This window comes from Vicinamibacterales bacterium (assembly GCA_036012125.1).
Classification (GTDB): Bacteria; Acidobacteriota; Vicinamibacteria; order Vicinamibacterales; family UBA823; genus UBA11600.
This window is the reverse complement of record DASCOS010000004.1, coordinates 1-11876: the sequence shown is the minus strand read 5'-3', so window position 1 is coordinate 11876 and position 11876 is coordinate 1. Positions and strand designations below refer to the sequence as shown.

General features: G+C 55.5%; 11 protein-coding genes. 4 read left to right on the top strand and 7 right to left on the bottom strand.

Annotated elements, in window-relative coordinates; genetic code table 11:
* Nucleotides 1-9 precede the first annotated feature (9 nt).
* The 3 genes from QGH09_01330 to QGH09_01320 are packed head-to-tail and all read left to right on the top strand — an operon-like array spanning nt 10 to nt 3390.
* A complete protein-coding gene (locus QGH09_01330; protein ID HJO16828.1) occupies nt 10-1038 on the top strand; it encodes a thiamine pyrophosphate-dependent dehydrogenase E1 component subunit alpha in 1029 nt (342 codons plus the stop codon).
* 9 nt (nt 1039-1047) lie between these two features.
* Nucleotides 1048-2022, top strand: coding sequence for an alpha-ketoacid dehydrogenase subunit beta (locus tag QGH09_01325; protein ID HJO16827.1), 975 nt, complete (start codon nt 1048-1050; stop codon nt 2020-2022).
* Between the two features lie 30 nt (nt 2023-2052).
* Nucleotides 2053-3390 carry a dihydrolipoamide acetyltransferase family protein gene (locus QGH09_01320; GenBank protein ID HJO16826.1) on the top strand — a complete coding sequence of 446 codons (1338 nt, stop codon included), beginning with the start codon at nt 2053-2055 and terminating at the stop codon, nt 3388-3390.
* Between the two features lie 96 nt (nt 3391-3486).
* Here the strand turns inward: QGH09_01320 and QGH09_01315 are convergent, their stop codons facing one another.
* The 5 genes from QGH09_01315 to QGH09_01295 all read right to left on the bottom strand — a co-directional run bounded on the left by QGH09_01315 (nt 3487) and on the right by QGH09_01295 (nt 8827).
* Entirely contained in the window at nt 3487-3948 is a 462-nt protein-coding gene (locus QGH09_01315) for a hypothetical protein (protein HJO16825.1), read from the bottom strand.
* Nucleotides 3949-3994: 46 nt separating this feature from the next.
* Nucleotides 3995-5170: an aminotransferase class I/II-fold pyridoxal phosphate-dependent enzyme gene (locus QGH09_01310; GenBank protein HJO16824.1), complete on the bottom strand. Its 1176-nt coding sequence runs from the start codon at nt 5168-5170 to the stop codon at nt 3995-3997.
* Nucleotides 5171-5277: 107 nt separating this feature from the next.
* Nucleotides 5278-6033, bottom strand: coding sequence for a cupin domain-containing protein (locus tag QGH09_01305; GenBank protein HJO16823.1), 756 nt, complete (start codon nt 6031-6033; stop codon nt 5278-5280).
* A gap of 108 nt (nt 6034-6141) precedes the next feature.
* A complete protein-coding gene (locus QGH09_01300; GenBank protein HJO16822.1) occupies nt 6142-8502 on the bottom strand; it encodes an AAA family ATPase in 2361 nt (786 codons plus the stop codon).
* A 13-nt stretch (nt 8503-8515) separates the two neighbouring features.
* The gene (locus QGH09_01295) at nt 8516-8827 is read right to left on the bottom strand and encodes an ATP-dependent Clp protease adaptor ClpS (protein HJO16821.1); all 312 of its coding nucleotides are present in this window, start codon (nt 8825-8827) and stop codon (nt 8516-8518) included.
* A gap of 137 nt (nt 8828-8964) precedes the next feature.
* Between QGH09_01295 and QGH09_01290 the strand changes: the two genes are divergently transcribed.
* Entirely contained in the window at nt 8965-9888 is a 924-nt protein-coding gene (locus QGH09_01290) for an MBL fold metallo-hydrolase (protein ID HJO16820.1), read from the top strand.
* Here QGH09_01290 and QGH09_01285 read toward each other — a convergent pair.
* Both QGH09_01285 and QGH09_01280 read right to left on the bottom strand, forming a co-directional pair.
* On the bottom strand, nt 9824-10456 hold the full coding sequence (locus tag QGH09_01285; protein HJO16819.1) for a GNAT family N-acetyltransferase: 633 nt from the start codon (nt 10454-10456) through the stop codon (nt 9824-9826). The genes QGH09_01290 and QGH09_01285 overlap by 65 nt on opposite strands.
* Nucleotides 10457-10619: 163 nt before the next feature.
* Nucleotides 10620-11876, bottom strand: a 1257-nt coding sequence (locus tag QGH09_01280) for an amidohydrolase family protein (GenBank protein ID HJO16818.1), incomplete at its 5' end; no start/stop codon positions are given.

Here is an 11876-nt window from a genome sequence, read left to right as displayed (position 1 = left end):
GTGGTAATTATGTCGAAGTCCGAGATTTTTCTAGACCCAGCACTTGACAGGACCTCGATCGCAACCGACGAAATCATCTCACGTGACCAATTAGCGGTCTGGTACCGGACGATGCGATTGGCTCGTGCTTGCGACCAGAAACTGGCCGCCCTCTACCGCCAGGGGAAGATCGTCGGTGCTGTCTATCTGGCGATCGGGCAGGAAGCAATTTGTACTGGTGTTGTCAGTCTCCTTGAGCGAGACGACTACTTCTCGACAGTCGCGCGTGGTTTGGCAGGATGGTTTTTACGTGGCGTCGAGCCGAAACACGTTATTGCCCGATGGCTGGGCCGCGATGTACCACCGGCGCACGGCCGCGAACTTGGCCTGTTCTTTGCTGACATCCGGCAGTACGGCATCGCGCCCTACCATAACGGTTCGATGGCTTCCTGGATCCCGTCGGGTGCAGGATTCGCACTTGCCTTTAAAATCAGAAAGCAGCCGCGGGTTTATATCGCTTTTACTGGTGATGGGGCCACCAGTCCTGGTGATTTTTACGAAGGCCTCAACTTTGCGGCCATTCACAAATTGCCTCTGGTCGTCGTTGTGGAAAATAACTGCTTTGCCTATTCGACCACCATTGAAAAACAAATGCCGGTTGAGAATGTGGCTGACCGTGCACCGGCCTTCAATATTCCGTCAGAGGTTGCCTTCGGCAACGACATCTTCGAAGTCAGACGCGTGGCCAGGCGAGCGATTGATCACGCGCGTGCTGGCAATGGACCCTATTTGGTTGAGTTCAAGACGTTTCGTGCTCGCGGGCACGGCGAGCATGACGACATGGGCTATGTCAGTGCTGACTTGCGAGAGTTTTGGGAGAGGCGTGACCCGCTGCGACTGTTCGCTGAGTACCTGTCCGGGGCCGGTGGGCTAGGCGAGGCTGAGGTGCAAGCGATCAACAATGAATGCGTCCAGACGATTGAGGATGCGGTGGTGTGGGCCGAGGCACAGCCTGAGGCATCGCCCGACAGCGTGACAGACCGGCTCTTCGCACCGTGAGGTAATCCTATGGCGGTTATCACCTACCTCGAGGCGATCAGTCAGGCATTGCGCGACGAGATGAGGCGCGATGACAACGTGATTCTCCTTGGTGAGGACATTGCGGTTTTTGGCGGGGCCTTCAAAGTAACCGTCGGCTTTCTGGATGAGTTTGGTGAAGATCGCGTAATCGATACGCCGATCAGCGAGAGTGGCTTTACCGGTGCAGCGTGTGGAGCAGCTGTTGAGGGCCTCCGGCCGGTTGTCGAGTTTCAGTTTGCTGATTTCATTGCCTGTGCGTTCGATCAAATTGTCAACTACGCCGCGAAGAACTACTACCGCTGGGGCATTCCGATGCCAGTTGTCTTCCGAGGTCCTGCGGGGGGTGGCTTTCGTGGTGGACCCTACCATTCACAGAACCCCGAAGCGTGGTTCACGCATGTGCCAGGCTTGAAGGTGGTTCAGCCTTCAACGCCTTACGACGCTAAGGGATTGCTGATTGCAGCAATCCGAGACAACAATCCAGTGGTCTACTTTGAACACAAGCACCTCTACCGCAGGATCAAGGAGGACGTGCCTGATGAGGACTACGTGGTTCCGATAGGTGTCGCCGACGTCAAAAGAGAGGGATCAGATTTAACGGTTGTAACATATGGTGCAATGGTTCACGAATCGCTGGCGGTGGCCGAGCGATTATCGCGGGAGGGTGCCGAATGCGAGGTTGTCGATTTGCGCAGCCTATGCCCGCTGGACCGGGACACGTTTCTAGTGAGCGTGCGAAAAACCTCCCGTGCACTGGTCGTCCATGAAGCACAGCTCACCGGTGGCTTCGGTGGTGAGGTGGCGGCGATCATCGCGCAGGAGGCATTTGATGTGCTTGACGCGCCGGTGACACGAGTGGGCGCATTGGACGTTCCGTCTCCCTTCGCGGCGTCACTAGAGGATGCGATGCTTCCGACCGAGGAAAAGATCTATACTGCCGCTAAGAACGTTTTGGAGTACTAACCCTATTTAGATGAGCCTGCTTCCAGCATCATGATTGAAATAGTAATGCCCCAAATGGGGGAGTCGATCGCCGAAGGCACAATTATTAAGTGGTTGAAAAAGGTTGGCGACGTTGTTGACCGTGATGAACCTCTCTTTGAAATCACGACCGACAAGGTTGACACTGAGGTGCCGGCTCCTGCGGCGGGGACGTTAACCGAGATTCTTGTGAAGGAGGGCGAAACGGTTGATATTGGAACGCCTGTGGCGGTGATTACTGAATCCGGAGAGGATGTGAAAACTGCCTCCCCCGGCGAAGGCAGGCAATCGAAGGCCGATACAAGTGAACCGGATGGAAAGAAGGGGGATGAACCGGGTGGCCATTTTCAGGCAGCGCAATCGTCCCAGGTGATTTCCTTCAGGCGAGAATCCGAGAAGACCGACGAACCGTCTGCGTCGACGACTCCGTCGCATTCGTTTAGCCCAGCCGTTCTTAAGACCGCAGAGCGCTGTGGCATGTCGCTCGACACATTGGCAACGTTACAGGGCTCTGGCCACGGTGGTCGTGTGACAAAGCGTGACGTCGAGCAGTATATTCGCCAACAAGCAACCTCGCCCTTAGAGTCGGATAACTCCGCGGGCAGCCCTCCAAAGGAGTACCTGTATCAACCGCAGGACGGAGATGAGCGGATACAGATGTCGGCAGTGCGTAAGAAGATCGCGCACCACATGAGTTGGTCCACGCGGATCAGTCCCCACGCAACGGCCATTGTTGATTGCGACATGTCGCGTGCTGCTGAACTAATGGAAACGGCCGGTCAACGTTTTGAGGCGAGCGTGGGTGCACCGCTTACTTATACCGTGCTTGTTGCAGAGGCGGCGGTTAAAGCTCTTGGGGAGTTTCGTGCATTGAACGCCTCGGTTGTTGGCGACGAGATCGTGCTGAAGCCGTCGGTTAATCTTGGAATCGCCGTTGCGCTGCCTGAGTCAGGTGAGCTAATTGTGCCGGTGATCCGTAAGGCTGAAGAGAGGTCTCTCGCAGGGTTTGCAAAGTCGATAAAAGAATTAGCTGTGCGCGCACGATCTCACCGTCTCACGCCAGAAGATGTACAGGGTGGCACTTTCACACTGACGAACCCCGGTATCTTCGGAGGCCTCACCGGCACGCCCATTCTGAATCAGCCCGAGGTGGCGATTCTTGGCCTCGGTGCTGTAATTAAGCGGCCGGTTGTGGTCGATGAAGCCATCACAATCAGGCCGGTCATGATGATGTCTCTTACCTTCGACCACCGTGCAAGTGATGGCATGGCCGCCTTCCAGTTCCTTGCCCGTGTTCGGGAGCATCTCGAAGCACTACCCGCCGACCTCACTGAGATGGCGAACGCCTGACTAGTTCTCGATCCCTGGGGTTGAGCGTGACACAACATCCCAACGGGACAGAGAGGTCTGCCCCCTTAACTCGCAACCTTTATATCCGTCCTAGGGTTATAGGAACGGCAGAATCGGTCTTGCTGCCACCGAGAACGGCCAAGGTGTCCCGAGCAGGATCAGTAGCATGGCGATTCCGAAAAAGATCAATCCAGTGCGGTGTTTCGCCTTCGCTTCGGGCGCTTTACGCACCCGGACGACGCCGATATGCGCGAACACAAGAGCTGCGAGCATCATCGTCGGATGCTCAACGATCCAAAAGCGTGTTACCGAGTTACTCATCGCGCTCCCCAGGTTCTCGAACGCTGATGTCGTGATGGTGCTGAAGAAGAGATACATGAGTATACCGAGGAGCATTTGGACATCGAGCGAAATCGCGAACAACCGGCCGAACCTTCCGTCGTCATCTTCGAAATTTCCCTTTGACATACTGGACAATGCCCGGATGACGATCACGAATCCAAACGCGATCGCGGCCCATCGGATCAACGAGTGCAGCGCCAGCATTAGAGTCAGCATGCCTCAAGAATACCTGTTTCAGATGTCATGCGGTGGACTTTAAGGTTCACGCTTCAACTGCCTGCACAAACATACCGGCCAGTTCGGATGAGGTTATGCGGCTCCATGATTCGTTGATACCTAGCCTGAAGCCAGAACCATCACCGAGTGGTGCTGGGAGACGCACATCTTGGTGCGCGAGCTTATTACGGAACAGGTCGAGGTCTGGATACTTCACTTGAAGCAAGAAAAGGTTCGTGCCTGCTGGGACTGGTTTAATGGAAAAAGCGTCGTGCTTGCTGATTAGCTGCTTCCATTCATTTGATACATGAACAGCTCGCGCGTAGCGCTCGGGGAACCCCCGGAAATAGTGTAGTGCGATCGCTGCGAAAGGCCACACATGGGCAAGACCACCGCCAAACATACGCCGCGTATGAAACATTTGGTCCAGCAAGGCACTCGGCCCAGCGAGAATCGCACCTGATGGCGCGTTGAAGTACTTGTAGAGCGAGACGTAGACGGTATCGAAAGGCCTGGCATAATCGGCGGCTGACCGTCCTCCGAAACCGGTTTGTAGGAAAATCCGTGCGCCGTCGAGGTGTGTACGGATACCGTTCTGCCGAGCAAATTCTGTGATTTTATCCATCTCGGTTTCGTTAAAAATCTCACCCGACCTTCTCCGCACTGGTGATTCGATTGAAATAACTGATACGGGTGTGGCAACTCGCCCACTGGAGGTGCGGTCAAGTAGTATCCTTACGTCATCCAACGTGAAAGTTGCGCGACCAGGGGCTAATGGGACCAGCTGGATGTTACTTAGGGTCTGGACGGTGTCACCGGTATCGTTGTAAAGATGGCTCTCAGCCTGGACGATTGCCCGGCTAGGCCCACCAGCGAGCATCCGAACGGCTAGGTGATTGGCCAGCGTGCCAGTCGGCATGAAGACAGCTCGTTCTTTTCCAAGTGCCGCGGCGAAAGCCTGCTCTAGTTCCTCGACGACTCCACCATTGGAATACGAATCTGCTTGGATCCCTTCTCCTTCCTCAACGAGGCGCGTTAAGAGCTTGACTGAATCGTCCGGGGTTAGTCCGAGACCGTCGCCGTAGAGCTTTACACTTTGTTCGCTTGAGGCCTGTGGTTGCGATGATGCCACTGCCGCTTGCTCAGCTCGCTTCGTCGTAAGGCCAAACACGCCACTCGCCGCACCAAAATGCAGGAATCGCCGGCGATCGATCATCCTCATAAGTTTCTCCCGAGTTAAGAGTTGTTGGTTCGTGACGCTCAACACTTACTAGTTACCTCTCACCTAGCACGTCTTGCAAAGATAACGTTGAATTGACTGATTATGTGTTACTCATGGTACCTAGTGGCCGGGCTACCAGACGGATGAAATACTCCCATCAGGCGAATAGGCGTGTCTTCTAAGTTCTTCATTGAATGCTTAACCCGTCTGGGAAGGTAGATACAACTGCCGGGCGCGACCGGCGCCTCTTTACCATTAGCCCACAGCACGCCGTGTCCTTCAACGATATAAATCGCTTCTTCGTAAGTGTGATGATGTACTGGAGCCTCGGACTTGGGAATGAATCCGAGGAACTGCGTAACGTGTTGGCAGCCGACACTCTTGTCGACGAGTAACTTGAACCATCGGTCACCTGTTGGAATCGACTTTCGGTTGTCCTGATGCACGACGACTACGGGCTTGGTCTCCCCAGAGTCGGCTGGGCATGTGTTTGCCGGGAGGTCGAAACGCGAGTCACGAATCTGAGGGCAGCAGACGCTCACGACTTCAAGGTCGCCTGTCGGCGTGTCGAAGCAACACTCTTTACCCGGTGCTACGTAAACGGCGGAGCCAATTTTGACTTGGTAACCGTATCCATCAACGTAACAGGTGCCTGATCCTGCCGAGACGTAATGAACCTCCTCGCTGGTGGGATTTATTTGACCCGGAGAGAGGCCTTTATCGAATTGGCTGACCGACTGCTCGATGTCGCGTGCGGCAGCTACCGCTGCACCCACTGTCCACCACCGCCGCCTAGTACCCTCACAGCTAATTTGTCCCTCGTTGGGTTCGATGACCCGGCATCCGCCACCTAGTGTTGGCATTACTACTAACCCCCTAACGTCTGGCTAAACCTTGAACGCTTGAGCATGGCTGCTTCAGCTTCCAGTGAGGTAATTACCGAATCGTGGTGGTCAACTGAATCATCTTAATTAGCCGACCGTTTCTGGGCCTGCGACCGCGTTGGCTGTCTGCGAAGGCTTAGCGCTCGGCTCGAACGCGAACTTGAGAGGGCCGTCTCCATCCGCCAAGCTAATCCGGACAGTGCCACCGGTTTCCAGCTGGCCGAACAAGATTTCCTCAGTGAGACGGTCTCTAACCTCTGCCTGAATGATCCGAGCGAGCGGACGAGCCCCGTAAACCGGGTCATAACCCTTTGTGGCAAGCCACTGGCGCGCTCCGGTTTCGAGGGTGATCGCCACACGCCGCTCCGCGAGCTGCGCTTCGAGTTGAAGGATAAATTTCTCGACAATCATTTCCATCACGTCTGGTGTAAGTGCCCCAAAGGTTACAGTCGTGTCGAGCCGGTTACGGAACTCAGGGCTAAAGATCCGCTCGATAGCTGCTTTGATCCGACCTCGCACCGCCTTCGATCGTCCCCCGCTAAATCCAATAGCACCAGCGCTCATTTCCCGGGAGCCAGCGTTAGACGTCATGATTAGCACGACCTGCCGGAAGTCAGCTTTCCGGCCAGTGCTGTCGGTTAGTGTTGCATGGTCCATCACCTGTAAAAGGATGTTTAACAGATCTTGATGGGCTTTCTCGATTTCGTCGAGAAGCACAACGGCGTAGGGATGGCTTCTAAGTGCGTCAACTAACAGCCCCCCCTGTTCGAAGCCTACGTAACCTGGTGGCGCTCCGATCAGTCGAGCAACGGAATGTTTTTCCATGTACTCACTCATGTCATAACGGAGGAATTCGTTGCCCAGATGGATAGCTAACTGTTTCGCTAACTCGGTCTTTCCCACCCCAGTAGGTCCGGTGAACAGGAAACAGCCGGCTGGCCGCTCTGGCTGTCCGAGGCCAGCGCGCGACCGCTTGATCGCTTTGGCAACTGCTGCAACTGCGTCGTCCTGCCCGAAGACGACCCGTTGCAGTGCTTCCTCCAGCGTACGGAGACGTTCTTTGTCGGACGCTGAGGCTTGTTGCTCAGGGATTCCTGCCATTCGGGCGACCACATGCTCGATGTCCGCCGCCGTCACCATTTTCTCTGTCGGGGTGGCAGCGCGATCTTTGTTACCTTCGGGTTGTGTCTCGGTGCAGCGCAGCCTAAGCATGGCACCCGCCTCATCGAGAACGTCAATTGCACTGTCTGGGAGTCGGATGTCGCGAAGATGGCGTCCGGCAAGCTTTACTGCTGTCGTGAGTGCGGCGTCTGTGTATTCGATGCCGTGATGTTCGGCATAGCGTGCATGCAGGCCCTTTAGAATCTTTATAGCTTCTTCGGGACTGGGTTCGTCGACTGTGATTTTCTGCAACCGGCGAGCCAACGCACGGTCCTTCTCGATATGCTTAAAATCTTCAATCGTGGTCGATCCGATCACTCGAACTTCACCGGCGCTGAGCACGGGCTTGATAAGAGTTGCGAGGTCCAAAGTGCCACCGGTCGTTGCGCCCGCGCCAACCGTGGCGTGCACCTCATCGATGAAAAGGATAGGTTTCGCGTGCTGACGCAGCGAAGCCAGTACCGCTTTGAAGCGCTCTTCAAAATCGCCCCGGAAACGAGTTCCAGCAAGGAGCGCCGTCGTATCGAGTGAAAAGACCTCGGCTCCCTGGAGTGGTGCTGGGACGGTCGTGTCAAGCAATCGAGCGGCGAGTCCCTCGGCTAGGGCTGTTTTACCTACCCCAGCGTCACCGATAAAAACCGGATTATTCTTTCGGCGCCGACAGAGAACCTCCATTGTCCGTTGTAACTCAACGGAGCGTCCGATAAGGGGATCGACTTGGCCGGCAGCTGCACGCTCGGAAAGATTCACAGTGAAAGCTGCTAGGGGATCCCGCTGTACGGTCGGCGCATCATCTTCCGCACCGGCGTGGACGGTCTGGTCCGGCGTGACGCCGTCACGGCTTGGCGCTGGTGGAACCTTAGCAATACCGTGAGAGATGTAGTTCAGCACATCGAGCCTGGTGACGCCCTGCGCAAGTAACTGCTCCGCTGCGAAGCAATTGGTTTGTTGAAGGATTGCAGCGAGCACATCGCCCGAGTGAACTTCATCTTTACCAGCACTCTGTACATGCAGCACTGCTGTTTGTAAGACCCGGCGAAAGGCCAGCGTCTGAACCGGTTCCCCAGGACTGTGTCTTGGAAACCGCTCAGTCTCACGCTGTAAATAGTTATCAAGATCGTGGCGAAGTGCTGGTAAATCAGCGCCACAGGCTTGCATGATTTTTTCAGCCTCGACGTCGTGTGCAAGTGCATACAGGAGATGTTCCAGCGTGAGGTCCGCGTGGCGCCTTGATTCGGCCTCTCGATACGCAATGCTGAGAATTAACTCGAGCGATGCACTGAACATAGTGAGAGATTCCTCATTCTTTCTCGATGGAGGTTTGTAGCGGAAAGCCCTCGTGACGGGCGAGGTCCTGTGCCGTAAGGGCCCTGGTCTCGGCGACGTCGTAGGGATAGATGCCGCAGAGCCCTTGGCCCTGGCTATGCACTTGCATCATGATTCGGTAGGCCTCGGCGGGGGACCTATGGAACACCGACTCCAACACTTTCACAACGAACTCCATAGTGGTGTAGTCATCGTTGTGAAGCAGCACACGATACCGAGGTGGTTCTTTTGAGACCGACCGGACTCGCTCCCGCGTTTGACCGCTGGGTTCTTCATTGTATGGCATCGTCGGTTTTGTAGAGTTTCTTCGACCAGCCTATGGGAGCGATCTAATGACGTCAAGCAGTTGTCCGTTAAACCACGATACACAGATCGGCGTAGTAAGATAGCATCGTCAGGCTCGGCTTTATACGCCCACGAATCATGAATCGACTGACGCGTGATATTAGTTACATCGACTTGCACTTCCAAGGTCAATCGGAAGTGATCGCGGCAGGCGTGCTGCACGGCAGTTTCGGCGCCGCTATAGTTGATCCAGGACCAGCTGCGACCTTGGAAACGCTTGGGTCCGAGCTGAGGCGGCATGGCATTGCTGTCTCCGACATTCGGGCGATCCTTCTGACTCACATCCATTTCGATCACGCTGGGGCCACTGGAGCGATCGTGAACGAGAATCCAGAAATTACTGTCTATGTTCACGTGACTGGGGTCAGTCACATGGTCGACCCAGCGCGTCTGATTGCGAGTGCTCGACAAATTTGGGTCGATGAACTCGAACAATTGTGGGGAGAATTCAAGGCTGTGCCAGAAACCAACTTACGCGGCCTTATGGGCGGTGAACGGATTCGAATTGGGGAGCGGGAACTGGAAGTAGCCTACACCCCAGGCCACGCACGTCATCACGTTAGCTATTTCGACCGAGACAGTGGCATCGCCTTTGTGGGTGACACAGCTGGTATTCGTGTGGGTCCTTCGCCTTATATACTGCCTCCAACACCACCTCCCGACCTCGACCTAGCGGCTTGGCGCACGAGCGTCGAGGTAATCGAACGCTGGCGAGCTAGCACCCTGTTTCTAACCCATTTCGGTCCACACACTGACGTAATGAACCATATGCGTACGTTTGTGGACCATCTCGCTGAGTTGGCCGAGATCGCTAGACGGGTCGTGGCGCAGGAATCCCGCGAGGATGGGCTCTCAAGTTTTACAACTGCCGTCTCGAAGTTGCTTCGCCAACGGTTGCCTGAAACGGCGGCCCGCCACTACGAGGACGCAGTGCCGCTCAGATTGTGCTGGCTAGGTCTGGAGCGATATTGGAAGAATCAGGGCTTGGGCGACGCACCATGATTGCATAGTGGGCCCCGGTTGTTGGTTCGTGGGGCATACCAATAACGTCGAACCCAAGCCGAGTGTAGAACGTTACGTTGCGCATGCTGAACGTTTCAAGATAACAGACGGCCTTGGCCTCGTCAGCTTCGGTGAGCGTTGGCTCGAGCAATTTTCGCCCCAGCCCCTTCCCTTGTGCTTTCGGTGTGATGCCAACAATCGACAGATACCATGCATCCGCCGGGATGCAGACCCGTGACCGCTGGCTCATAAATTCAGTAATCCGTTGATAGGTGACCAGTCCGGCTTCGCTAAGCACTTCGTGAAGCGCTCGCTCTTTCCGGATTTTTGCCTCCTGCGTGATCCCGGGCGCTATCGGGAGAAACCAAGCGGCGGCACCGAGCTGCCCTTCGTCCACGACCAACTTGCCGATTGCCTCAGCTTCGTCCAAGGCGTATTCGAAATACTGCACAAGTGCAGTTTTGAATGCCGGTGTGTCTCGATGCTGGGCGCCTGCGATCGTACGGTAGAAAGGGTCTTTGGCAAGTGCACGGTACAACGCAACCGCGACTGAGCGCCTTGCCGTCACTGTTTCCGATGTCTCCTTGGGTTATCCGTGAGTTTAGGGATTTGGGCAGATGAAGAGACAACAAAAGCTTCTAGGATTCACGAGTCCTTCTGAGAAGGATCTACGCCCCCCGGCCTTCTTAACCGTGAACGAGACCTCGTTCGGCAGCGATTGAAGAAGCCGCTCAACCGACGGTTGGGACAAGATTTCCTGCGATCCAAACTGATTCAATCGATCGCGTGTTAAGGATATCGTCCAGCGGGTTCGCCGACAGCACCACGAAATCTGCCCAGTTACCCATCGCCAGAGTGCCCAGGTCCTCGCTAACCTCCATGCACCCCGCGGCGTCACCAGTAGCAGAAACGAGTGCCTGTAAAGGAGTTAAGCCGGCTTCAACCATCCGCTCGAGTTCGAGCTGTTCGAAATAACCTTGGAAGCGGCCGACCGGACCTGTGTCAGTGCCGAATGCGATATGCACTCCAGCGTCAGACAGCGCTTTGACATTCCGCATTGCCACTTCAAGCGCTGCTTTATACCCTTGAGCACTCTCGCTATCTTGAATCCGCGCTTGGCGAACGGGATCCTCGAGCCCAATGATCACATTGGGGTCGGTGGCCCGAAGGAAGAAAGGGTCGTCGAAGAAGTCAGGCCGTGATTCGTAAACGAATGTTGAAACCTCGCGCATCAGTGTTGGACTTAGGCACACGTCTCGCTCAAGCATGCCGTCAATCAGTTCCTGGTCGACGTCCGTGTCCCGAACACTGTGGGCGAGAAAATCGACGTTGGCCTCGACTAGCTTTTTCGCATCATCTAGGTAGAACACGTGTGCAGCTACTCGTAGGCCATGTTCGTGTGCTCGTTCAATCACAGCACGCCACGCCTCTTCCGGCATCTTAGTGGTAGACCCGAGATTATCGTCGACACGGATCTTGATTATGTCGGCTCCCATTCCGGCGATTTCGTCGACGAGGGGCTCAACATCTTCCGCCGTTGCGCCGTTAACAACCGGGCCAGCAACGAATAGCCGACTTCGATCGAGTGATAAATCCTGTTCATCGCGGAGAGTGACACCTGCCTGATCATCGCCGCCGAGACTAAAGACCGTGGTGACGCCGTAGCGGGCATACAGTTCCAACTGATGCAGCAAGTTACCACGGGTGTACAACTCAGGGTTTGACTCGAGTCCCCTAGTAGCGCCGACGTGACCATGACTATTAATGAAACCCGGAATGATCGTTCGGCCCGTTAGATCAAGTTGTTCGGCACCAGCCGGTACGGACACAGAGTCGGACGCTCCGACCGCTTCGACACGACCGTCTCGGACGACTAGAATGCCATTCTCGATCGTGGTGCCATTGCCGTCGATAATACGTGCACCGGCGAAGGCCTTAAGGCCTGGTACGGGTTCAACCGCTGGTTCCACGCAACCGGTCAGTGCCAG